At 73.7% G+C, this 24,144-nt stretch carries 16 protein-coding genes; 9 read left to right on the top strand and 7 right to left on the bottom strand.

Annotated features, from left to right (window positions below):
* Window positions 1-59 precede the first annotated feature (59 nt).
* Together ACN265_RS14390 and ACN265_RS14395 are read right to left on the bottom strand one after the other, a co-directional pair.
* The gene (locus tag ACN265_RS14390) at window positions 60-359 is read right to left on the bottom strand and encodes an STAS domain-containing protein (protein WP_421408019.1); all 300 of its coding nucleotides are present in this window, start codon (window positions 357-359) and stop codon (window positions 60-62) included.
* Window positions 356-4,465 carry a SpoIIE family protein phosphatase gene (locus ACN265_RS14395; RefSeq protein ID WP_421408020.1) on the bottom strand — a complete coding sequence of 1,370 codons (4,110 nt, stop codon included), beginning with the start codon at window positions 4,463-4,465 and terminating at the stop codon, window positions 356-358. Before ACN265_RS14395 ends, ACN265_RS14390 begins: the two co-directional genes overlap by 4 nt.
* A gap of 361 nt (window positions 4,466-4,826) precedes the next feature.
* Between ACN265_RS14395 and ACN265_RS14400 the strand changes: the two genes are divergently transcribed.
* A complete protein-coding gene (locus ACN265_RS14400) occupies window positions 4,827-5,843 on the top strand; it encodes a LacI family DNA-binding transcriptional regulator (protein ID WP_204924271.1) in 1,017 nt (338 codons plus the stop codon).
* A 57-nt stretch (window positions 5,844-5,900) separates the two neighbouring features.
* Here ACN265_RS14400 and ACN265_RS14405 read toward each other — a convergent pair whose 3' ends face one another.
* Together ACN265_RS14405 and ACN265_RS14410 are read right to left on the bottom strand one after the other, a co-directional pair.
* Window positions 5,901-6,551, bottom strand: coding sequence for a formylglycine-generating enzyme family protein (locus tag ACN265_RS14405; RefSeq protein WP_420115687.1), 651 nt, complete (start codon window positions 6,549-6,551; stop codon window positions 5,901-5,903).
* Window positions 6,552-6,610: 59 nt separating this feature from the next.
* Complete coding sequence (locus tag ACN265_RS14410) at window positions 6,611-8,269, bottom strand: FAD-binding dehydrogenase (RefSeq protein ID WP_421408022.1); 1,659 nt, start codon at window positions 8,267-8,269, stop codon at window positions 6,611-6,613.
* A 96-nt stretch (window positions 8,270-8,365) separates the two neighbouring features.
* On the opposite strand from ACN265_RS14410, the gene ACN265_RS14415 reads away from it, so the two are divergent.
* The 4 genes from ACN265_RS14415 (at window position 8,366) to ACN265_RS14430 (ending at window position 14,284) form a co-directional block, all read left to right on the top strand.
* On the top strand, window positions 8,366-9,610 hold the full coding sequence (locus tag ACN265_RS14415; RefSeq protein WP_421408024.1) for a PucR family transcriptional regulator: 1,245 nt from the start codon (window positions 8,366-8,368) through the stop codon (window positions 9,608-9,610).
* A 32-nt stretch (window positions 9,611-9,642) separates the two neighbouring features.
* Window positions 9,643-11,280, top strand: coding sequence for a copper resistance protein CopC (locus ACN265_RS14420; protein ID WP_421408026.1), 1,638 nt, complete (start codon window positions 9,643-9,645; stop codon window positions 11,278-11,280).
* A gap of 103 nt (window positions 11,281-11,383) precedes the next feature.
* Window positions 11,384-12,637 (top strand): kynureninase, encoded by a 1,254-nt coding sequence (kynU, locus tag ACN265_RS14425; protein WP_421408028.1) that lies wholly within the window; start codon window positions 11,384-11,386, stop codon window positions 12,635-12,637.
* An 81-nt stretch (window positions 12,638-12,718) separates the two neighbouring features.
* Window positions 12,719-14,284: a Na+/H+ antiporter gene (locus ACN265_RS14430; protein WP_421408029.1), complete on the top strand. Its 1,566-nt coding sequence runs from the start codon at window positions 12,719-12,721 to the stop codon at window positions 14,282-14,284.
* A gap of 69 nt (window positions 14,285-14,353) precedes the next feature.
* Here the strand turns inward: ACN265_RS14430 and ACN265_RS14435 are convergent, their stop codons facing one another.
* A complete protein-coding gene (locus tag ACN265_RS14435) occupies window positions 14,354-14,860 on the bottom strand; it encodes a hypothetical protein (RefSeq protein WP_421408030.1) in 507 nt (168 codons plus the stop codon).
* 119 nt (window positions 14,861-14,979) lie between these two features.
* Here ACN265_RS14435 and ACN265_RS14440 point away from each other — a divergent pair, with 119 nt between their 5' ends.
* From ACN265_RS14440 to ACN265_RS14455, 4 genes are all read left to right on the top strand, one after another.
* Entirely contained in the window at window positions 14,980-15,147 is a 168-nt protein-coding gene (locus ACN265_RS14440) for a hypothetical protein (protein ID WP_204924666.1), read from the top strand.
* A 142-nt stretch (window positions 15,148-15,289) separates the two neighbouring features.
* A complete protein-coding gene (locus ACN265_RS14445) occupies window positions 15,290-16,999 on the top strand; it encodes a pectinesterase family protein (RefSeq protein ID WP_421408032.1) in 1,710 nt (569 codons plus the stop codon).
* 126 nt (window positions 17,000-17,125) lie between these two features.
* Window positions 17,126-18,493, top strand: coding sequence for a carbohydrate-binding protein (locus ACN265_RS14450; protein WP_421408034.1), 1,368 nt, complete (start codon window positions 17,126-17,128; stop codon window positions 18,491-18,493).
* Window positions 18,494-18,552: 59 nt separating this feature from the next.
* Window positions 18,553-19,893, top strand: coding sequence for an MFS transporter (locus ACN265_RS14455; RefSeq protein ID WP_421408037.1), 1,341 nt, complete (start codon window positions 18,553-18,555; stop codon window positions 19,891-19,893).
* Here the strand turns inward: ACN265_RS14455 and ACN265_RS14460 are convergent.
* Together ACN265_RS14460 and ACN265_RS14465 are read right to left on the bottom strand one after the other, a co-directional pair.
* The gene (locus tag ACN265_RS14460; RefSeq protein ID WP_421408039.1) at window positions 19,805-21,634 is read right to left on the bottom strand and encodes a right-handed parallel beta-helix repeat-containing protein; all 1,830 of its coding nucleotides are present in this window, start codon (window positions 21,632-21,634) and stop codon (window positions 19,805-19,807) included. The two genes, ACN265_RS14455 and ACN265_RS14460, sit on opposite strands and share 89 nt — an antisense overlap.
* Window positions 21,635-21,801: 167 nt before the next feature.
* Window positions 21,802-23,994: a carbohydrate-binding module family 20 domain-containing protein gene (locus ACN265_RS14465; protein ID WP_421408041.1), complete on the bottom strand. Its 2,193-nt coding sequence runs from the start codon at window positions 23,992-23,994 to the stop codon at window positions 21,802-21,804.
* Window positions 23,995-24,144 lie beyond the last annotated feature (150 nt).

Raw genomic sequence — 24,144 nt, forward strand, 5'->3', positions numbered from 1 at the left:
CCGCCAGGCCGTTCGCCGGGGCACCCCCGTCGACTCACGGCCCGTGCCGGCCGATCGGGTCAGTCGAGGATCGTGACCGTGGTGAGTCGACTCAGACCGGAGATGGTCAGGACGCTGGCCAGCAACGGGTTCGCCACCACCGACACGCCGTCGACGTGGGCGAACAACGCGGCCAGAGCGGCGCTGTCCAGGTACTCCACGGCGGTCAGGTCGACGGTCAGCCGGTGCCCGTCGACGACGGCGTCGGCTATCGCCGCCCGGAACTCGTCGGCGTTGCTCATGTCGATCTCGCCGGTGACGGTCAGCACCGGCGCGCCGTCGGCCTGCCGGCCGGTGGCCAGGCCCAGGGGCGTGTTCATGCGGGGATCCTCGTGTGCAGCTCGACGGTGGTGCCGGCGTCGGTGGTCCGGATGTCCACGTGCGACATCAACGCGCGCATCAGGTTGATGCCGCGTCCCCGGTCGTGGTCTATCTCGGGCACCTTCCACCGTCCGGAGTCGACCACCGTGACGAACAGGTCGGTGCCGGCGGCCACCGCGAGCAGACGGATCAGCCCGGGACGGGCGTCGCGGTGGCCGTGCTCGACCGCGTTGGCGCAGGCCTCACCGGTGGCCACCAGCACGTCCTGGGCCAGGTGCGGGTCGGCGCCGGTGCGGCGCAACCACTGGCGCAGGGTGGAACGCACCGGGGCCATCTGCGAGCGGTCGGCGGGGAACGACAGCTCCAGTGGTGCCGGATGGCGGTAGAGCAGCAGGGCGATGTCGTCGTACCCGCCCTGCGGGGTCATCCGCCGCATCACCCGGTCGGCGAGCTGCTCCACCCCGGCGGTGTGGTCCTCCCGGACGGCGGAGGCGGCCTGCGCGATCCCCGTGTCGAGCGACTGGCGGCGGCGTTCCACCAGACCGTCGGTGTAGAGCAGCAGCACGGCCCGGGCCGGCACGATGCTCGTCGCGTCGGGGCGGCCACCGCGCGACGGGATGCCCAGCGGGCTGCCCCGGCCGTCGGCCAGCAGTTCGGTGTGGCCGTCGGGGTGGGTGAGGATCGCCGGTGGATGCCCGGCGCTGCTGTAGGTCAGCTTCCCGGTCTCCGGATCGAGGATGCCGCAGAACACGGTGGTGCAGGCCGCGCCGGGCAGCATCCGGGCAAACCGGTCCAGGGCGGTGAGCACCTGCGCCGGGCCGGACGCCTCCAGCAGCAGGGCCCGGCAGGCGCTGCGCAGTTGCCCCATCACGGCGGCGGCCGGCAGACCCCGGCCGACGCAGTCGCCGACGACGATGCCGATCCGGCCGTCGGGCAGGGTCACCGCGTCGTACCAGTCGCCGCCGACCTCGAGGGGGCGGGTCGCCGGCTCGTAGCGGACGGCGAACCCGGCGGGGAGCTCGGCGGGACCGAGGATGGAGCGTTGCAGGGCGACCGCCACCTCACGTTGCTGGTCGGTGGCGTGGGCCCGGTGCAACGCCTGCCCGAGCGCGCCGCACAGCAGCAGCAGGAGCATCTGGTCCTCGGTGCCGAAACCGCGCGCCGGGTCGAGTTCGAGCCAGATCACCAGCGGCCCCTGCGGCGAGTCGACAGTGGTGCCGACACCGGCGGGCCGGGACCCGGTGGCCGGGTCGATGGTGATCCGCAGGGGTGGCTGCGCCCGCAGCGTGGTGACCGTCTCGCGGACCGGGCCGGACAGTTGCTCCCAGTCGGTGCCGGGGGCGGCGGTCACCGTCGGCGTGCCGTCGGGCGCCCAGCGGACGGCGACCGCCCGGTGGGCCTGCCAGAGCTGGCTCAGCTCCTCGATGCCGGCGCGCAACGCCTCGCTGGTGCTGGCCGCCCGGGACAGCCGCTGGTTGAGCGTGCTGAGGGCGGTCTCCCGCTGCACCGCGTACCGTTCGGCGGTGACGTCGCGGATGGTGCCGACGACCATCCGCCGTCCGTGGTCGTCGGTGACCGCGTTGAAGGCGACCGCCGTCCAGAGGCGGTGCCCGTCGCGGTGCCGCAGCGGCACCACGAACGATCCGTGGGAGACGGTCATCGCCTGGGCGAACGCGTCGGCCACCAGCCGGTTCGCCGAGGCGTCGGCGACGTCGTCGGGCCACCACGGGTAGCGGGGGCGGTAGGGCAGGCCCTCGGGGCCGTACCCGAACAGTTCGGCGAAGGCGGTGTTCATCTCCACCAGCGCGCCGTCGGCGTCGAGGACGAAGAACCCCTCCTGCAACGAGTTGATCATCGCGGCCCGCCAGTTGGCGTGGTGGTTGCGCAACCGGGCCAGGTCGACGTTGGCCCGGACCCGGGCCAGCAGTTCCTCGGCGGAGAAGGGTTTGACCAGGTAGTCGTCGGCGCCCGCCTCCAGTCCCTCGACGGCGGCCTCCTGGCCGGCGCGGGCCGACAGCAGCAGCACCGGCACCCCCATGGTGCGGGGTTCGGCGCGCAGCGCGGCGACCAGTTCGAGGCCGTCCAGGCCGGGCATCATCACGTCGCTGACGATCAGGTCGGGCGGTGCGGTCCGGGCCCGGGCCAGCGCGGCGATCCCGTCGCCGACGGCGGTGACGTCGTAGCGGGACCGCAGCAGCCGGTGCAGGTACTCGCGCATGTCGGCGTTGTCGTCGGCGATCAGTACCCGGGGCCGGGCCGCGCCGGGCAGGCCGGCCGGTGCCGGCTGCGGCACCGGCGGGTCGTCGGTGTCGGCGGCCGGCAGCCAGCGCAGCGCCTCCTCGACGAACGGTTCGGCGCTGTCCGACGGCACGGGCGCGCCGACGCCGGTGACGACGTGCTCGGCGGGCAGGTGGGCGACGCCGTACGGCAGCCGTACGGTGAAGGTGGTGCCGACGTCCGGGGTGCTGTCCACGGTGATCGTGCCGCCGTGCAGGCCGACCAGCTCCCGGACCAGGGCCAGGCCGATGCCGCTGCCCTCGTGGGACCGGGACCGGGCCTGCGGCACCCGGTGGAAGCGCTCGAACAGCCGGGGGATCTCGTCGGCCGGCACGCCGATGCCGGTGTCGGCGACCTGCACCGTCGGGGTGCCGTCGTGGTCGGCGACCGTGACCCGGATGCCGCCCTGGAAGGTGAACTTGAGGGCGTTGCTGAGCAGGTTGAGCACCACCTTCTCCCACATCGTCCGGTCGACGTGCACCGGCCCCGACAGCGGCGGGCAGTCCACGTCGAGGGTGAGGCCGGCGCGTTCGACCGCCGCCCGGAACACGCTGGCCAGCTCGGCGGTGAACCGGGACAGGTCGACGGGCTCGTAGCTCGCCTGCATCCGACCGGCCTCGATGCGGGAGAAGTCGAGCAGCGCGGTGACCAGCTTGCCCAGCCGTAACGCGTTGCGGTGCATGACGTCCAGCTCGTCGCGGACCTGCGCGTCCCCGTCGCCCAGCCGGGCCCGCAGCTCCTGCAACGGGCCGCTGATCAGCGTCAGGGGGGTACGGAACTCGTGGCTGATGTTGGAGAAGAACGCCGTCTTGGCCCGGTCCAGCTCGACGAGTTCCTCGGCCCGCTGCTGCTGCACCTCGTAGGCGACCGCGCCGTTGATCAGGGCGGCGCTCTGCTGGGCCACCAGGTCGAAGAAGGTGCGGTAGCCGTCGTCGAGCGCCCGGCCGGCGCTGGCGGCCAGCACGATGACACCGATGTCCTCGGCGCCGGTCTCGCCGTGCAGCGGCAGCACCACCGCCTCGGTCGGCGCGGTCTGCCAGCCGCCGGCCGGCAGTTCGCCGGCCCGGTCGAGCAGGTCGGTGACGTGCGCCGGTCGACCGTCGGCGAGCACCTGCGCCACCGGCCACACCGCGGCGGTGGCCCCGCCCGCGCGGTCGACCTCACCGGCGCGGGTGCTGGCCGTCAGCCGCAGCCCGCCGTCGCGGGCACGCAGGTACACCGCCGCGTACGGCACGTCGGCCCCGGCCCGGCCGAGCGACGCGGCGACCAGCTCGCACGCCTCACCGACGGTACGGGCGGTGCCGGCCTGGGCCCCGAGATCCTGCAACGCGGCGAGCCGCCGCTGGCCGATCACCCGTTCGGTGGTGTCGCTGACCGCGGTGAACACGCCGCGCACCACACCGTCGTCGTCGTGCAGCGGGCTGTAGGAGTACGTCCAGTAGGTCTCCTCCCAGTAGCCGTGCCGGTTCATCGGCAGCAGCAGGTCCTCCGACCAGGTCGCCTCGCCGGTCTCCACCACGCCGCGCAGCATCGGCCCGATGATGTGCCAGATCTCGCCCCACACCTGGTCGCCGGGCTTGCCGAGGGCCGGGTGTTTGCTGCCGAGCAGCGGGCCGTAGGCGTCGTTGTAGAGGAAGCGCAGCTCCGGGCCCCACCAGACGATCATGGGGAACCGGGAGGTCAGGCAGATCCGGGTGGCGGTGCGCAGGCTCGCCGGCCAGTCGGCGACCGCGCCCAGGGAGGTGGCGGGCCAGTCGAAGGCGCGCATCCGGGCCGCCATCTCGCTGGCGCCGGTGAACACGGAACGCCCCGCCTCAGCCTCGGCCATCGCCGCCCCGCCCTCCCGCACGTCTCGCGCAGGGACGACCGCGTGTCCGCGGCTCGTCGCCGGTCACCGGCAGAGTCTCCTGCCACTGCGGCACAGCATGCCGTATGCGCCGCCGCAGCAGAAATCGGGCGGGGCGCACGGGCTCGTCGTTTCCCGGCCCGACCCACCGCACCAGACAAGTCGGTTTCGGGAAAGTTTCGGTTGCCGACGGCCCACGGTCACCCGGGCCGGCACCAGGGCCGGTGCTCCCCGACCGGCCGGTGTCGGGGGGCCGCATCGCCGCAACGACCAGGGCGTCACCCGACCTCCGAAACTTTCGGGCTATGCTGCCGACGGGCGCACGACTGTGGAGGAGATGGGCATGGCGGAGGACCGGGCGACGCTGTCGGAGATCGCGACCGCCGCGGGGGTGTCCGTGCCCACCGTCTCGAAGGTGCTCAACGGTCGACCCGACGTCGCCCCGGCGACCCGACGCCGGATCCAGGACCTGCTCGACCGGCGGTCGTACACCGCCCGCCGGGCGCCCGCGATGCCCGGTGCCGCCGGCCTCATCGACCTGGTCTTCCGGGATCTCGGCAGTCCCTGGGCGATGCAGATCCTCGACGGTGTCGAGGATCTGGCCTACCGGGCGGGCGTCGGGGTGGTCGTCTCCGCCGTGCACGGCCGCAGCCGCAGCCGCCCCGACCGGCGGTGGATCGAACAGCTCTCCAAGCGCCGCTGCGACGGGGTGCTGCTCGTGCTCTCCGACCTGTCCCCCAGTCAGCAGGGCCAGCTCGAAGAACTGGGCATCCCGGTGGTCATCATCGACCCGGCCGGCCAGCCCGGCGCGGGCATCCCGTCGGTGGGGGCGACGAACTGGTCCGGTGGGGTGGCCGCCGCCGAACACCTGCTCGACCTGGGTCACCACCGGATCGCGGTGATCGGCGGCCCGCCGACGGTGCCGTGCAGCCGCGCCCGGGTCGACGGGTACCGGGCCGCGATGAACGCGGCCAACCGCAAGATCCCCGCCGGGTACGTCCGGCACGGCGACTTCACCTCCCCGTCGGGCTACCGGGAGATGAACGCCCTGCTGGACCTCGCCCAGCCCCCCACCGCCGTGTTCGCCTGCGCCGACGAGATGGCGTTGGGCGCCTACGAGGCGCTCTACGAGCGCGGCGCCCGGGTCCCCGACGACATCAGCATCGTCGGCTTCGACGACCTCGACTCGGCCCGCTGGGCGGCCCCGCCGCTGACCACCGTGCGTCAGCCGCTGGCCGAGATGGCCGGCATGGCGACCCGGATGCTGCTCTCCCTGGTGGCCGGGGAGGGCCTGGACAGCCACCGGATCGAGCTGGCCACCCCGCTGATCGTGCGGCACAGCACCCGCCGGCTGGCCTGACCGGGTGGGTTCCGGTCTGCGCAGGCGTCACGGACCGTCCGGGCACCGGTCACGGGGTCAGCGCGGCAGGGAACGGGCCAGCCGGAAACCGACGTCGTCGATGCGCAACGTCGGGTGGCTGCGGCGGCGTACCGAGGCGCGGCAGCTCCAGTGCTCGTCGAACCAGCCGCCCCCGCGCAGCACCCGGTAGCCGCCGTACACCTCGGCGTCGTAGACGTCCCAGCACCACTCCCAGACGTTGCCGAGCAGGTCGTACAGGCCCCACGGGTTGGCGGTGCGCTCGGCCACCGGGTGCGGTCGTTCGCCGGAGTTGCCCCGGTACCAGGCGATCTCGTCGAGCGGGCCGTAGCGCGGACCGGTGGTGCCGGCCCGGCAGGCGTACTCCCACTCGGCCTCGGTCGGGAGCCGGTAGCCGTCGGCGCGCGGGTCCCAGTCGGCACCCTCACCGTCGTCGTGCAGCCGGTACGCCGGGGTGAGCCCCTCCTGCCGGGACAGGGCGTCGCAGAAGCGCACCGCGTCGACCCAGGACACCCCCTCGACGGGCAGCCGGTCGCCCCGGGTGGTGCTCGGCCGCTCCCCGGTCACCCGGGCGTACCACCCCTGGGTGACCGGTACGACGCCGAGCCGGTACGCCGCCACCCCGACCGACCAGCGCCGCTCGGTACGCCTGTCGGACAGGCTCACCTGTCCCGCCGCCACGGTCACCATCGCGGTCAGCGCGTCGTCGTCCACGGCAGCCGAGCCTAGCGAGGACCCGCCCGGGTCGGTCAGCCGACGGCCGCCGCCGCCGCGCGACCGGCGGTACGGCCGGAGAACAGGCAGCCGCCGAGGAAGGTGCCCTCCAGGGCGCTGTAGCCGTGCATGCCCCCGCCGCCGAAGCCGGCGACCTCGCCGGCGGCGTACACCCCGGCCAGCGGTTCGCCGTCGGGACGCAGCACCCGGGCGGACAGGTCGGTGTGCAGGCCGCCGAGGCTCTTGCGGGTCAGCACGTGCAGTTGCACCGCGATCAGCGGGCCGGCCGCCGGGTCGAGCAGCCGGTGCGGGGTGGCGACCCGGATCAGCCGGTCACCCCGGTAGCGGCGGGCCCCCCTGATCGCGGCGAGCTGGGCGTCCTTGCCGAACGGGTGGGCGATCTCCCGGTCCCGCGCCTCGACCAGCGCGGTCAGCGCGGCGGTGTCGAGCTGCGGGCCGTCGGTCTCGGCGGCCAGCTTGTTCATCCCGGCCACCAGCTCGGGCAGGGTGTCGGCGACGACGAAGTCGGCCCCGTGCCGCTTGAACGCCTCGACCGGGCCGGGCGCCCCCGGCCGGACGCGTTGCAGCACCTGCCGGACGCTGCGGTTGGTGAGGTCGGGGTTCTGCTCGGAGCCCGACAGCGCGAACTCCTTCTCGATGATCTTCTGGGTGAGCAGGAACCAGCTGTAGTCGTGGCCGGTGGCGCGCAGGTGCCGCAGGGTGGCCAGGGTGTCGAAGCCGGGGAACAGTGGTGCCGGCAGCCGGGCCCCGGTGGCGTCGAGCCAGAGCGAGGACGGGCCGGGCAGGATGCGGATGCCGTGCTGGGGCCAGATCGGGTCCCAGTTGCGCAGCCCCTCGGTGTAGTGCCACATCCGGTCCGGGTTGATCACCTGTCCGCCGGCGGTCTCGGTGATGGCGAGCATCCGGCCGTCGACGTGGGCGGGGACGCCGGTGACCATCCGGGTGGGCGGGGTGCCGAGCCGGGCCGGCCAGGCCCGCCGGACGAGGTCGTGGTTGCCGCCGATGCCGCCCGAGGTGATGATCACGGCCTGGGCGTCGTGCTGGAAGTCGCCGACGACCTCCCGGGAGCTGCTGCAACCCCGGGGCGCGTCGTCGGGGGCGAGGAGCGCGCCGCGTACCCCGGTGACGGCTCCCGCGGTGGTGACGAGTTCGTCGACCCGGTGCCGGAACAGCAGCGTCACCCGGCCCTGCGCGACGGCCTGCCGGACCCGCCCGGCGAACGGCTCGACCACACCGGGGCCGGTGCCCCAGGTGACGTGGAACCGGGGCACCGAGTTGCCGTGCCCGTGGGCCGCTCCCCCGCCCCGCTCGGCCCAGCTCACCACCGGGAAGACCCGGTGACCCATCGACCGCAGCCAGGCCCGCTTCTCCCCGGCGGCGAAGTGCACGTACGCCTGCGCCCACTGGCGCGGCCAGTGGTCCTCGGGCCGGTCGAAGGCGGCGCTGCCGGTCCAGTCCTGCCAGGCCAGCTCGACCGAGTCGCGGATGCCCATCCGCCGCTGCTCGGGCGAGTCGACGAAGAACAGCCCGCCGAACGACCAGAACGCCTGCCCGCCGAGGTTGTGCTCCGACTCCTGGTCCAGCAACAGCACCCGACGGCCCGCGTCGGCGGCCTCGGCGGCGGCGACCAGACCGGCCAGGCCGGCGCCGATCACGATGACATCCGTCTCCATGCGCCGACCCTACGTAGCGCGGTGCCAAAATGATCCGTGCCGGGGCGCAGTATTCACCAGCGGAATTGTCACCCGGATGACAAAGGATGGCCGATCGTGTCCGACGCCCTGCTCGACATCGAGCCCGGTCTCGCCGGTCTCGCGCCGTCGGTCGGCGACCACCTGCGCGGGCTGCGCGGACCGCTGCACGGGCGGATCCTCGCCACCGTCCGGGCCGCGATGGCCGCCCAGGGCCGGTCGCTGACCGGTGGGCAGGGGCAGGGCCTCGCCCTGGGCGTGCAGACCGCCGTCGACACCTTCGTCGACGCGGTCGCCGACCCCGCCCGGGATCTGACCGGAACCCGGGAGGTGTTCCACGCCCTGGGGCGCACCGAGTACCGCGAGGGGCACCGGGTGGACGCGCTGCGGACCGTGCTCACCCTCGGGGCCCGCGACATCTGGGCCTTCCTGGTGGAACACGCCACCGCGCCGGCCGGGCCCGGCGGGCCCGCCGCCACGCCGGCCGGCCCGGCCCCGGCCGACCTGTACGTGATCGCCGGGGCGTTGTTCGGCTACGTCGACGCGCTGGCCGGGGCCGCCGCCGAGGGGTTCCTCGCCGAGCAGCGGGACACCGCCCAGGACTGGGCCACCACCCGACGCCGACTGGTCACCCTCCTCGTGCAGCCCGACCCGCCGACCGGGGCGGTGCTGCACGCCGCCGCCGACGCGGCCCGCTGGCCGTTGCCGGCGACCGTTGCCGTGTTCAGCGTCGAGGGCACCGACGCCGAACACGTGGCCCGGGGTATCGGCGCGGGCGCGCTGGCCGCCGTCGTCGGCGACGCCATCCGGGTGGTACTGCCCGATCCCGGTACGCCGGGACGGTTCGACCGCGCCCGGCAGGCGCTGGTCGGACGACGGGCCGCGCTCGGGCCGACGGTGCAGCGGCAGCAGGCGCGGCTGTCGTACCGGCTGTCCCGCCGGGCGCTGACCCTGCACCAGCAGGGTGCGCTCGGCCCGGACCCGGTGGTGTCCTGCGACGACCACCTGCTCACCCTGCTCACCGCGTGGGAGCCGGGCCTGGCCGGGCACCTCGCCGGCACGGTGCTGGCCCCGCTGGCCGGGCTGCGGCCCACCACCCGCCGGGCCCTGGCCGAGACCCTGCACGGCTGGCTGCGCCGGCAGGGGCAGGTGGTCGCCGTCGCCGAGGACCTGCACACCCACCCGCAGACCGTCCGCTACCGGATGCGGCAGCTACGCGGCCTGTTCGGCCCGGCCCTCGACGACCCGGACGCCCGCCTCCTGCTGACCCTCGCCCTGCACCAGCGCCCGACCGGTGAGCCGGATCGTTCCGGCGACGGTTGAACCATGTGATCACGAAATACGAACCACTGTGCGTGCGTACCACCCGTTCCGCCGTGCTGCTGGGGTTACTCCTCGCGCTGCTGTCCGTACCGCTGACCCCGGCGACCCCGGCCGCCGCCCACGCCGCGCTGGTCGCCACCAGCCCGGTCCGCGACGCCGTGATCGGCTCCCCGCCCGGGGAGGTGGTGCTGGTCTTCAGCGAGTCGGTCTCCCCGGTCATCGGCCGGGTGCAGGTGCTCGGCCCGGACGGGCGGCGGGTCACCGCCGGGGAGCCGGTCGCGGACGGGGCCACCCTGCGCATCCCGGTCCGGGTGCCGGACCGGCCGCTCGGCACCTACCTGGTCAGCTACCGGGTCATCTCGGCCGACAGCCACCCGGTCGCCGGCAGCTTCGCCTACTCGGCCGGTGCGCCGTCGGCGACGCCCCAGGAGCCGGTGAGCGTCGACGAGCGCCCCTCGGGCGGGTGGACCCCCGCCGCCCGGTACATCGGCTACCTGGGCCTGGTCCTGGCGATCGGCCCCACCCTGTTCGGCGCGGTGCGCTGGCCGCGCCGTCGCCGCCGTCGCGCGGTGACCGCCACCGGGTACGTCGGTCTCGCCCTGGTGGTCGTGGGCACCGCCGGGACGTGGGTGGCGCAGGCCGCGGACATGGTCGGGGTGCCGGTCGGCGACCTGTCGCGTGGTGACCTGACGGCGGTGGCCGACAGCGACATCGGGCCGTTGCTGGGGGCCCGGCTGGCGCTGGCCGCGATCGCCGCCGGGCTGCTGGCGGCGGTGGCCGCAGGGCGGGCCGGGCGCGGCCGGCGGGTGGCGCTGGCGCTGGTGGGCCTGGCCGGGCTGGTGACCTGGCCGCTGGCCGGGCACCCGGTGGCCTCGCCCCTGCCGCCGGTGAGCATCCTCGCCGACGTGGTGCACCTGGCCGGGATGAGCGTGTGGCTGGGCGGGCTGTTCACCCTGGCGGTGTTCCTGCTGCCCGGCACCCACCGGCGGGTCCTGGGCCGGATCCTGCCGGCCTGGTCGCGGTGGGCGACCGTCGCGGTGGGGTGGCTGGTCGCCTCCGGCGTCGGGCAGGCCGCGATCGAACTCGGCCGGCCCGGCGCGCTGGTCGGCACCGCGTATGGTCGACTGCTCTGCGCCAAGGCGGCGCTGCTCGCCGCCGTGCTCGGCGTCGCGGCCTGGCAGCGGCGGGCGGTGCGCGCCGGCCGGGCCGCCGACCGGCCGGGCCGGGTCGCGTGGGCCGCCGGGGTGGAACTCGCCGCCACGGCGGTGGTGCTGGCGCTGACCGCCGTGCTGGTGCAGACCCCGCCCGGCCGGACCGCCGACACGCAGGCCGCCCGCGCCACCCGCGAGGGCGTCGCGCAGACCCTCACCAGCGGCACCTACACCCTCCAGTTCGACATCTACCCGGTCCGGGTGGGGGTGCCGAACTCGCTGCACGCGTACGTCTACACCCCGCAGGGGCAGCCGTTGCCGGTGGCCCAGTGGACGGTCAGCCTCGCCCTGCCGGCGGCCGGGATCGAACCGATGACCGTGCCGGTGGACACCCCGGAACCGCACCACGGCAGCGCCGAGATCAGCCTGCCGGCGCGCGGGGACTGGACGATCCGGTTCACCGTACGCACCAGCGACATCGACCAGGCCACCGTCACCGCGACCGTCCCGGTCCGCTGACCGGCGGGGGTACGGGGTGGCCGGGTCACCGTCCCTTACGGTTCGCCGGGCCGATCGGCTAGCCTGCATCGGCCCGGGTGTCCCCGGGCGGAGGGAGGACACCATGACCACACCGACATCCCGGCACGTCGCGCAGGAGCGGGACGCCGCCGATCCGCTCGCCGGCCTGCGGGACCGGTTCGTGGTCGACGACCTGCTCTACCTCGACGGCAACTCGCTGGGCCGGCTGCCGGCCGCCACCGGCGACCACCTGACCGGCCTGGTCCGTGGCGGGTGGGGCACCGAACTGGTCCGGAGCTGGCCGACCTGGATCGAGTGGCCGCGCCGCATCGGGGACCGGATCGCCGCCCACGCGCTGGGCGCCCGCGACGGCGAGGTGATCGTCTCCGACTCCACCTCGGTCAACCTCTACAAGCTGGCCGCCGCCGCCCTCGACGCCCGGCCCGGCCGACGGACGATCCTGGCCGACGCCGAGGAGTTCCCCACCGACCGGTACCTGTTGGAGGGGCTGGCCGCCCAGCGCGGGCACACCCTGCGGCTGCTCCCCTCCGACCTCGACGAGGGGCTGGACCCGGACACCCTGGCGGCGGCGCTGACCGAGGACGTGGCGCTGGTGGTGCTGTCGGCGGTGTCGTACCGCTGCGGGGCCCTGCTGGACGTCGCGGCGGTGACCGAGGCGGCCCGCCGGGTCGGCGCGCTGGTGCTGTGGGACCTGTCGCACGCGGTCGGCTCGGTGCCGCTGGACCTGACCGCCGCCGGGGCCGACCTCGCGGTCGGTTGCACCTACAAGTACCTCAACGGCGGCCCCGGAGCGCCGGCCTTCCTCTATGTGCGGCGGGAGCTGCAGGAGTCACTGCGGCAGCCGATCTGGGGCTGGTTCGGCCAGCGTGACCAGTTCCGGATGGGTGCCGGCTACGATCCCGCGCCCGGCCCGGAGCGGTTCCTGGTGGGCACCCCGCCGGTACTCGGGATGGCCGCTCTCGACCCGGCCCTGGACGTGCTGGCCGACGCCGGGATGGACCAGGTGCGGCAGAAGTCGCTGCGGCTCGGCGAGCTGATCATCGAACTGGCCGACGCCTGGCTCGTCCCGCACGGCTTCCGGCTCGCCTCGCCCCGCGACCCCGACCGGCGCGGCGGGCACGTGTCGCTGCACCACCCGGAGGCGTTGCGGATCTCCCGCGCCCTGGTCGACGCCGGGGTCGTCGGCGACTACCGGGTGCCGGACCGGCTGCGGCTCGGCCCGGCGGCGCTCTACACCCGTCACGTCGACGTGTGGGACGCGATGGACCGGCTGCGGGACATCGCCGAACGGCGGGCCTGGACCGGGGTGCCGGCGCAGCCGTCCCGGGTCACCTGAGCCGGACCCGGGCAGTTCCCGGATTCTCCCCGCCCCGCCGCCGACTTCGTACCAGCATGTCGGGTGGAGGCGGGGGGTGGCGTGGACGTCCTGGTCCTGATCGTGGTGCTGGCCGCCACCGTGCTGGTCGGCACCACCATCGGCGGCCGGTACCGGGTCGCCCCGCCGGTGCTGCTGATCACCATGGGTGGCCTGCTGGCGCTGCTGCCGCCGCTGTCGGACGTGGTGCTCGAACCCGAGGTGGTGCTGCTGCTCTTCCTGCCGGCCGTGCTCTACCGGGAGAGCCTGGTGATCAGCCTGCGGGAGATCCGGTCGAACCTGCTGGTGATCGCCTCGCTGGCGGTGGCGCTGGTGGTGGTGACCATGGTGGCGGTGGCGCTGGTCGCCAAGGGGCTGGGGATGAGCCCGCAGGCGGCCTGGGTGCTGGGCGCGGTGCTCGCCCCGACCGACGCGGCGGCGGTGGCCGGCCTGGCGAAACGGATGCCCCGCCGCATCCTGACCACGCTGCGGGCGGAGAGCCTCGTCAACGACGGCACCGCGCTGGTGCTGTTCTCGGTGACGGTCGGGTTGATCGTCGGTGGCACCGCGCCGGGGGTGTTCGGTTTCCTGGGGCGGTTCTTCGGCTCGGCCGCCGGAGGTGTGGCCGCCGGTCTGGTCGTCGGCCTGGTCGTGGTGCTGATCCGCCGCCGGTTGGACGACCCGCTGCGCGAGGGCGCGCTGAGCGTACTCACCCCGTTCGCCGCGTTCCTGCTCGCCGAGGTGGTGCACGCCAGCGGGGTGCTCGCCGTCGTGGTCGCCGGGCTGCTGCTGTCGTACGCCAGCCCGAGGATCATCCGGGCCCGGTCCCGGGTGTTGGCGTACGCCTTCTGGGACCTGTCCACCTTCCTGATCAACGGGGCGCTGTTCGTGCTGCTGGGGATGCAGATCCCCCGGGCGGTGAACCACGTGACCAGCACCTCGCTGGTGCGGTCGGTGGCGATCGCCGCCTCGGTCACCCTGATGGTGGTGGTGGTCCGGCTGGTGTGGTTGCAGCTGTTCTCCTACGGCCTGCCGGTGGTGGGCCGGGGCGCCACGGTGAGCCGGCGGGTCCGGGTGGCGGCCGGCTGGGCGGGGTTCCGGGGGGCGGTGTCGCTGGCCGCCGCCCTCGCGGTGCCGGTCACCACGGTCACGACGCACACGCCGGTGCCGGAACGGGATCTCATCATCTTCTGCACCGCCGTGGCGATCGTGTCGATCATGCTGGTGCAGGGCACCACCCTGCCGGCGGTGGCCCGCTGGGCCGGTCTGCGTGGGGACGAGGCACGCGGGGACGAGGTCCGGCACGCCCGCCGCCGGGCCACCGAGGTGGCGTTGGCGGCGCTGCCGGGCGTCGCCTCCGACCTCGAGGTCGACGGCACGGCGGTGGACCGGTTGCGTGCCGACTACCAGCGTTACCTGGACCTGGTGACGGAGTCCGGTGGGGGGCCGGAGGCCGACCGGGCCCAGGAGTCGGACACGCGGCTGCGGCTGGGGGTGCTGGAGCACAAGCGCCGCGAGGTGACCCGGCTGCGCGACAACAACGAGATCGACGACAGCGTGCTGCGCGAGGTGCAGGCGGCGCTGGACATCGAGGAGATCCGCCTGCTCGGCCCGCAGACCGAGGACTGAGCCGGTGTGCCGCCGACGGTCCCGGTCGGCGAAGGGCGTGCCCGGCGAGATCACCCTGCGGGCGGGGTGTCAGCCGGGCGGCGGCGGGCACTCGAGAACGGCGATCGAGTTTCCGGTGAACAGTCCCAGGTGTGGATGGCCGGAGAAGATCCGGACCGCCTCGTCGTGAGAGTCCGCCTCCACGATGGTGTAACCCGTCATACCGTCGGTGAAGTCCTCGACCCCCTGCGCCGTGACCAGCTTCTTCGCGAACAACGGAGCGCCCGGGTCGACGAGAGCCCTCTCGTTGGCCTGCGCCCACGATGCCCAGGCGTGGAGGAACTCGGTCTGCTGCTGTTCGCTGAGTGCGGCCTTGCCGGCCTCGTCGGCCGCGCCGTTGAAGAGCGCAAGGAACCTGCCCATCCCCGCATCGTAGCGGCGGCCGGCCAGGCGTACCTGCCGCGCCTCGCGGACCCCGGGGACGCGGGCGGAGCGTTCAGCGGCTACGAGCACGGACATGTCACCGGGACGACCAGCGTCGTTGAGCAGCACGTAGCCGGCGAACTTCCCAGCTCTCGACCGCAACTGTCCGATCACTGAATGCTGATCGGGTGTGGCTCGTAGGACAACCGTCCTTCCGGCCAGGAGCCGCACCCGCGTCCGGCGCGCCGGTCTTGCTGCCCGAGCATCGTCGCGCCCCGTCTAAGGAGGACCGGGTGGACAGTGTGCAGGGCGAGCCGGCACCGAGTCGGGGCGAGCAGATCCAGGCCGCGGAACACGAGGCGGCGAAGCAGCGACTCCTCGCGCAGGCCGAGGCCGAACGGATACCGGCCGAGGAGACGACCCGGGCGCTGCCGGACCGACGGTGGCGTCACGGGCAGTAGCCGACCGTCGCGGGCGGGGTGCGTCCGTTCCCGGCGACGGCATCGATTGACAGTCGTGCACGGGCGGGGTTACGGTGCGCCCAGGAAAGCGCTTTCACGCACCGTTGCCCACCTCCACCCCGTCCCCGGAGGTTCATCCGCCATGCGCAGAAGCCGCCGCCTGCCCGCCCTCGCCGTCGCGGCACTCACCACCGCGCTGCTCACCCTCACCCAGCTCGGCGGCGCACAGGTCGCCCACGCCGCCACCCTGTTCAGCGACGACTTCGCCGACGGCGACCTCGCCGGCTGGTCGAGGTCCGGTGGTTCCTGGTCGGTGGCCGCCGACGACAGCCCGGCGTTGCAGCAGGCCAGGGCCGACACCGGCGACGCCCGGCTGTTCGCCGGCAGCGCCTCCTGGGCCGACCAGGCCGTCCAGGCCCGGGTGAAGCCGCTGACGCTGCCCGGCAACGGCATGGTCGCGCTGCTGGCCCGCGCCAGCGGCGCGACCAGCTACTACCGGCTCGCCCTGCACGCCGGCGACCAGGTCCGGCTGGAGGCGGTACGCAGTGGCCGGGTCACCCCGTTGGGCACGGTGTCCCACCCGGTGACGGTCGGCGACTGGCACACGCTGCGGATCGAGGTCGCCGGGACGGTGGTACGCGGCTGGGTGGACGGCGTCCCCGTCGGGGCGGGCACCGCGACGCTGACCGCGACCGGCCGGATCGGGGTGCAGACCGGCAACGCCACCGCCCGCTTCGACGACGTGCTGGTGACCCGGGGTGAACCCGCGCCGACCAGCGCACCGCCGAGCCCCACCGCCACCCCGACCGGCGCGACGCCGACCCCCACCGCCACCCCGTCGGACACCCCGCCGCCCACCGGCCCGACGCCCACGCCCACCGGGCCGGCGCAGCGGTCCTCGGTGGTCGCCCCCGACGGCAGCGGGGACTTCACCAGCGTGCAGGCGGCCGTGGACGCCGTGCCGGTGGGCAACGCGAGCCGGTACACGATCACCATCAGGCCGGGCACCTACCGGGAGACGGTGGCGGTGCCGGCCGGTAAGCCGTACGTGTCGTTCGTCGGGTCGACCGGGGACCCCCGGGACGTGGTGATCGTCTACGACAACGCCTCGGGCACCCCGAAGCCGGGCGGTGGCACGTACGGCACGTCGGGCAGCGCCTCGGTGACCATCGACGGTAACGACTTCACCGCCCGGCACCTGACCTTCGCCAACGACTTCGACGAGGCGGCGCACGACTACAGCGCCGAGCAGGCGGTGGCCGTGCTGACCCGGGCCGACCGGCTGGTCTTCGACGACGTACGGTTCCTGGGCAACCAGGACACGCTCTACCACAACAGCGCCTCCGCCGACGCTGTCGGCCGGGCGTACTTCCGGGACTGCTACGTCGAGGGCGACGTCGACTTCATCTTCGGCCGGGGCACCGGGGTCTTCGACGGCTGCGAGATCCGTTCGCTGGACCGGGGCTCGACCAGCAACAACGGCTACGTCACCGCCGCCTCCACGATGATCGGCAACCCGTACGGCCTGCTGTTCACCGGCTGTGCCCTGACCACCGACGCGGCGGCGGCGCAGAGCGTGCACCTCGGTCGGCCGTGGCACCCAAGCGGGGACGTCAACGCGATCGGTCAGGTGGTGTTCCGCGACAGCGTGCTCGGCGCGCACGTGAAGGACTCCCCCTGGACCGACATGTCCGGCTTCTCGTGGCGCGACGCCCGGTTCGCCGAATACCGCAACAGCGGTCCCGGGTCGACGGTCACCGCCGACCGGCCACAGCTGACCGACGCGCAGGCCCCGGACTTCACCCCGCAGCGCTACCTGGCCGGCGTCGACGGCTGGAATCCGATCCCCTGAGCACCCGTGCCGCCGCCGGCCACGATCCGCCCGTGGCCGGCGGCGGAGCGGACCCGACGACAGCCGGGCATTTACATTTAACAAACTTAACTGCTAGCCTCCCCGCCATCGACGAGGAGGTATGTCATGCGACTTCGACCAGGGACGACGGCCGTACTGGCCGGCGCGGTGCTGCTCGCCGCCGCGCTGCCCGCCGCGAACGGCGTCGCCGCGCCGGCCACCGTCACCGCCGGCACCCTCGCGGCCTGCTCCGCACCGGCCTGGGCCGAGGGCGTCAGCTACCCGGCGGGCACCCGGGTCAGCTACCTCGGCCACCTCTACGAGTCGCTGGTGACCCACACCCCGCCGGCCGGCGCCGGCTGGAACCCGGCCGCCGTGCCGGCGCTCTGGCGCGACCTCGGCGTCTGCACCGGCACCCCCTCCCCCACCCCGACGCCGACGCCCACCGCCACGCCCACCCGGCCACCGTCGCCGACCCCCACCCGGCCCCCGACCCCGACACCCACCCCCGGCACGACCACGCCGCCGCCCGACGGCACGGGCTGCGCGCTGAAGTCCCGGCCGGCCGGCAAGGTGCTCCAGGGCTACTGGGAGAACTGGGACGGCGCGGCCAACGGCGTCCACCCGCCGCTGGGCTGGATACCGATCACCGACCCCCGGATCACCGGGCACGGCTACAACGTGGTCACCGCCGCCTTCCCGGTGATCCGCGCCGACGGCACGGTGCTCTGGGAGGACGGGATGGACGCCACCGTCCGGGTGCCCACCCCGACCGAGATGTGCCAGGCCAAGGCCGCCGGGCTGACCCTGCTGCTGTCGATCGGCGGGGCCACCGCCGGCATCGACCTCGGCTCGGCGGCCGTCGCGGACCGGTTCGTCGCCACCGTCGTGCCGATCCTCAAGCGGTACCACTTCGACGGCATCGACATCGACATCGAGACCGGGCTGACCGGCAGCGGCGACATCACCCGGCCGTCCCCCTCGCAGGCGAACCTGATCCGCATCATCGACGGGGTGCTGGCCCAGATGCCGGCCGGCTTCGGCCTGACCATGGCCCCGGAGACCGCCTACGTCACCGGCGGCAGCGTCACCTACGGCTCGATCTGGGGCGCGTACCTGCCGGTGATCAAGCGGTACGTCGACAACGGGCGGCTCTGGTGGCTGAACATGCAGTACTACAACGGCAGCATGTACGGCTGCGCCGGTGACTCGTACCCGGCCGGGACGGTGGCGGGCTTCACCGCCCAGACCGACTGCCTCAACGCCGGCCTGGTCGTCCAGGGCACCACCATCCGGGTCCCGTACGACAGGCAGGTGCCCGGCCTGCCCGCGCAGCCCGGTGCCGGCGGCGGCTACCTCGCGCCGGCCTCGGTGGCGCAGGCGTGGAACACCTACCGGGGCGGCCTCAAGGGGCTGATGACCTGGTCGGTGAACTGGGACGGCTCCAAGGGCTGGACCTTCGGCGACAACGTCCGCACGCTCCAGGGACGCTGAGCCCGACGGGTCGGGGCCCCGCCCGCAGCGGGGCCCCGCCCGGCGGGAGCATTCCGGGAATGACAGCCGACCCCGTACCCGCGCCGCCGATGACCTACCGGCAGGTCCTCACCACCCGCAACGTGCCCCAGCTACTGCTGTCGGCCTCGTTGTCCCGCCTGGCGTCCGAGATGCTGTTGTTCGTCGTCGTGCTCTACGTCCTCGCGCGGTTCCGTTCCCCGGTCCTGGCCGGGCTGGGCGGGTTCTTCCTGACCCTGCCCGGCTTCCTGGTCAGCCCGATGGCCGGCGCGCTGCTCGACCGGGTGGGCGCCGCCCGCGCGGTCATCCTGGACAACCTCGTCAGCGCCGTCCTCATCGGTCTGATCGCGCTGGCCTCCGTGGGCGGCCGGCTCACCCCCGCCGTGCTGCTGACCCTGCTGGGGCTCTTCTCGTTGACCAGCCCGCTCAGCGCGGGCGGGATCCGGACGCTGATCCCCCGGTTCGTGCCCGACGACGCCTACGACCGGGCCAACGCGCTGGACCTCAGCACCTACTCGGTCATCGAGGTCGTCGGTCCGCTGGTCGGCGGTGCCGTGATCGCGCTGATCGGCCCCGACCCGGCGCTGGTGCTGGTGGTCGCGATGTACGTCCTGGCCGCGCTGAGCCTGCTGCTGCTGCTGCGAGGGTCGGCCGCCGAACCGCCCCGGACGCGGCGTCGGCACCTGCTGCACGAGGCGTGGGAAGGCGTCAGTTATCTCGTCCGCGACGCCACCCTGCGCGGTCTCGCCCTGTCCTACTCCTGCTACCAGGTCACCTTCGGCATCCTCGTCGTGGCGGTGCCGGTCTCGGTGGCCCAGCGGGTCGGCGGCGCAGGGCACACCGAGCAGTACGCCGGCGCGCTCTGGAGCCTGGTGGGCCTGTGCGGTGCGGCCGGTGCGCTGACCGCCGGACGACTGCTGCGGGCCGGCCGCGAGCGGCTGCTGCTGATCGTCACCACGGTGCTGTCCGCCGTCGCGATCTACCCGTCGGGCGCCATCGCGACGCTCGCCACCCTGGCGGTCGGGCTGGCGCTGTTCGGCCTGCTGGAGGGCGCCCTCAACGTGGGTGTGCTGTCGCTGCGGCAACGGCGGACCGATCCCGCCCGGCTGGGCCGGGTCATGACGGTCTCCATCAGCGTCAACCTGATCGGGTTCCCGGTCGGCACCGCGCTCGGCGGGGTCCTGGTCGAGCGCTCCGGGTCGCTCGCGTACGCGGTCGCGGCGGGCTTCGCGCTCCTCGCGGCGCTGTGGGGCGCCCTGGTCATCCCCCGCGAGCCGGCCGGGACACCCCCGGTCAGAGCCGGGCGCCCACGTCGACGCCGTTGGCGGGGCGCAGGAAGTCCGACGTCGGGACGGATCCGTCGGCGGCCCGGGGGCCGGTGACCGTCGACGGGTCGGTGCTGGCCAGTGGCCAGGTGCCGCCGAGGTCCCAGGAGTTGCCGGCCCCGGTCGAGGAGCCGGGCGACACCTCCGGGGAGTTGCCGACCGCGAGGTTGCGGTGCAGCTGGGAGGCGGAGTGGGAGACGTCGAAGCCGGCCTTGCCGTTGCGCCACGCGGTGTTGCGGTCGAAGACCAGCGCGCCCGGGTTGCCGTTGTCGATGAAGCCGCCGGCCGAGTTGCCCCAGGCCATGCTGTTGCGGGTGACGTGGTCGACGGCGGGGCGGGGATCGTTGCCACCGCCGTGCTTGAAGCCGTTGCCGTCACCTGCGTAGTCGGGCAGGTCCCAGTAGTTGTAGCCGTTGTCGTAGGCGACGCTGTCCTCGATCAGGATGGGCGACAGGAACAGCCAGGCGTCGAACCCGTCGTCGGAGTTGCGCCACAGCCGCGCGCCGCGTACCTGGTTGTCGAGGCCCGAGCCCTCCTTGATGGCCAGTCCGTCGGCGCTCTCGCCGTTCTTGCGGGGGTCCCGGTTGCCGTAGCTGTCCAGGTTGACGATCCGGTTGCCGCTGGACGCGCCCTGCAGGTGCAGGCCGGACTCGTAGTTGTCCCGGGTGACCAGACGCTCGTACCTGCCGTAGTTGGTGTCCACCCCGAAGATCCCGTACGGACCGTGGACGATCTCCAGGTCGACGAACCGCCACCAGTCCGCCTCGACGTGCAGCACACCCCGGTCGGCGCGGGGGATGCTGGCACCCACCGCGGCCGGCGTGTACGGCATGTTCTCGCCGTCGATGACCACCTTCTCGCCCTGGTAGCTGGTGAGGGTGATCGGGTGGTACCCGGTGCCGTCCTTGAGGATCTTGATGGTGCTGGTGGGCGCGTAGGTGCCGCCGCGTACCGTGATGGTGGTGCCGGGCTGGGCCAGGTCGTGCGCGCGTTGGATGGTGCGCAACGGCCGGGCCAGCGTGCCGGGGTTGGCGTCGTCGCCGTCGGTGGCCACCACCAGCACGACGGTCCCGGGCGGCGGCACGGTGGGTGGCGGGGTCAGCGGTGGTGTGGTGGCCGGCGGGGTGATGCTCGGTGGCGGGGTGTCGTTGTGGACCGGCGGTGTGGTCGGCGGGATGTCGACGTTGCTGACCAGGACGTCGTCGAAGGACGCCGACGAGTATGTGGTCTGCACCCCGATCCGGCCGGCCCCGATCAGCGGGTTGGTGACCTCGCCGACGAAGACCCCGTCGACGCGGCCCCGCACGGTGCTGCCGGTGACCTCGACGGCGAGGGTGTGCCAGGTGCCGGTGGCCACCGGGTGGGAGATGCCGGCCAGCACGGTGACCGTGCCGCCGTTCACCGCCTGCAACTGCGCCCGGTCGTCGGGCAGCAGCGCCAACCGGTAGTAGCGCGTCGACCCGGCCGCGCGGGCCAGCAGGCCGACCTGGCTGCCGGGGCCGAGGCTGAGCGGCTTCACCCGGGCCTGGACGGTGTAGTCGGTCCAGCCGGCGTTGCCGGCGAAGAGCCGGGCGTTCCCGCTGCCCGCGTCGGACTGCCGCAGCGCCGGGGATCCGTCGGTGACGACACCCCACGTCCCACCCGACCGGGACCAGCCGGCGGTGTCGCCGTCGGTGAAGTCGTCGCTGAACATGGTGGCGGCCGAGGCGGTGGTGGCCGGCCCGGCCAGGAGGGCGGCCGTGGCGGTGAGCACGGCGGCGACCAGCGGGGCCAGCCGGTGCAGCGGGGACGGGCGCATGGGGCGTACCTCCGGCGGGGTGGGCGGCGCGGAGCAAGAATGCGCTTTCCGGACGATACGAGAGGGCATCGACATCCGTCAACCTGCCGGGTTCGACCCGACCGGAGGTCCAACGACGCGGCGGCCGACCCCCGGGAAGGGGATCGGCCGCCGTGGTCAGCCCGGCGTCACCGCCAGGTGTCGTTGGCGCTCCACGAGCCGGTGGACCCGACGGTGCCGCTACGGTTGCCCCCGGACTCCCAGGTCACCGTGCCGTTCGGGTTCTTCTTGAGGTACTTGTACTCGAACGTCGTGTTCGCCGGCAGGGCGACCGTGGCCCGCCACAACGGGTAGGCGGCCGAGGAGAGCGCCACCGCGTTGGCCGGGTTCCACGAGCCCAGCGCCGCGACGCCGCCCACCACGTAGACGTTCTGCCCGTACGTGGTGGTGGCGTTGACGGTGAACGACGCCCCCTGGGTGCCGGCCGGGTCACCCCGGAAGGTGTCGGTCACCGAGGAGGTGCCGCCGCTCGGCGTGGTCAGCGTCCGGTTGCTCCCCGACTCCCAGGTCACGACGCCGGCCGCGGTCTTCTTGAGGAACTTGAACTCCACCGTCGAGGACGCCGGCAGGGTGACCACCGCCCGGTACGTCCCACCGCCCTGCGCGGTCAGCGGGACGGCGGCGGCCGGGGCCCACGAGCCCAGCGCCGGGACGCTGCCGACGACGTAGGCGCTCTGGTCACCGGTCAGCGTGGCGGTCACGGTGAAGGTGGTGGCGACCGTGCCGGCCGGCGCGGTCGGCGTCGGCGTGGCGCTGGCGGTGGGCGTCGGGGTGGCCGTGGGGGTGGTCGACGGGCCGCCCTTCGCGTTGACGTGCAGCGCCACCGCGCCGTTGGCGGGGATCTGCACGGTGGCCCGGCCTCCGCTGACGGTCACCGTGGTGCCGGTGCAGCCGGCCGTGCCGCGCGCTCCGGAGATCACGTCGCAGTACGACCCGTCGGCCAGGCCGGTGGTGAAGGTGGCGGTGGTGGCGGAACCGGAGTCGTTGATCCCGATCCAGGCCCGGTCGCCCCGGTGGAAGCCGATGACGTTGCTGTTGACCACGGTGAAGTCGGAGACGCTCTTGACCGACTTCGCGGCGTTCGCCCAACCGACCATGCCCTTGATCCCGGTGGACCGGGTCAGGCAGTTCCAACTGCCGCCGCAGACGGTGTCGGTGACGTACCCGTTGCCGTCGGCGGGTGGCGACTGGTTGCGGTTGGACCAGGTGAAGCTGTCGTAGACCGACGGCTTGCCGTGCGGGTAGGCCAGCGCGAAGTAGTTGGCCAGCACGTAGTCGCTGCCGTCGCGGTAGGACAGCACCACCCCGTCGCGTTCCAGGTCGTGGTTGGTGACCATGGCGAACACGTTGGCGCTGGGCGCGTCGAGGTTCCAGCCGCCGACGTTGGCCAGGTTGGCGATCGAGCCCTGGAACGCGGACTTCAGGCCCTTGGCGTACCCGAAGTCGAGCACGTCGCCGTTACCGGTGAAGGCGCGCGCCTTGAGCGCGTCGTTGCTGGCCCCGTCGAAGATCTCCTGGGCGACGTACGGTCGCTTGTTCTCGGCGGTGGTGTTGCGCACCTTGCCGAGGATCGCGGCGAAGTCGTCCTTCTTGACGTGCTTGACCGCGTCCACCCGGAAGCCGTCGACGCCGAGGCCGACCAGGTCGTTGAGGAAGCCGGCGATCTTGGTGCGGACGCTGTCCTTCTCGGTGTAGAGGTCGGTCAGGGACAGCAGCTCGCAGCTGGTCACCTGGGCCTCGTTGTTCCAGTCGTTGATCGCACCGGAGGTCGGGCAGTTGTCCCCCGGGCGGTGGAAGTCGCCGGTGCCGTAGGGCACGGCGGGGAAGCTGTAACCGGGGCCGGAGAAGTCGGTGCCGGCGTACCCGACGACCGACTCGGGGTTGTTGGCGCCGGCCATGTGGTTGACCACCGCGTCGACGTACACCCGCACGCCGGCGGCGTGGCAGGTGGTGACCATGTCGGCGAACTGCTGCCGGGTGCCGAACCGGCTCTCCAGCCGGTAGGAGACCGGCTGGTAGACCTCGTACCAGGGGTGGACGCCGTCGGCGCTGCTCGGCAGGCTGACCGACTCCTGCGGCGGGGCGACCTGCACCGCGCCGTAGCCGGCCGGGCCGAGGTGGTCGGTGCACGCGGCGGCGACGGAGCGCCAGTTCCATTCCCAGAGGTTGGCGGTGACCTCGCTGTCGTTGAGGGCGACGGCGGCGGAGGCGGGAACGGTGGCCGGCAGAGCGCTCAGGCCGGCGAGGGAGGTGGCGGTGACGGCGAGGGCGAGGAGACCCCGTCGCAGACGGGCTCCCCGGGAGACGCGGGGTGTGGACATCGGGAGTGGACCTACTTCCGGGGGTCGAAGAGGCGCTTGGCGGTGGGACGGCCGTCCAGTGGAGAAGACGATGCGGCATCGATGAAAGGTTTTGCAAGACCTTGCGGCAAACTTTTCGACATCCGCCGGCAATGATCCGTAAGGAGTTGC

The organism is Micromonospora sp. WMMD730 (assembly GCF_049178955.1).
Taxonomy (GTDB): Bacteria; Actinomycetota; Actinomycetes; order Mycobacteriales; family Micromonosporaceae; genus Micromonospora; species Micromonospora wenchangensis.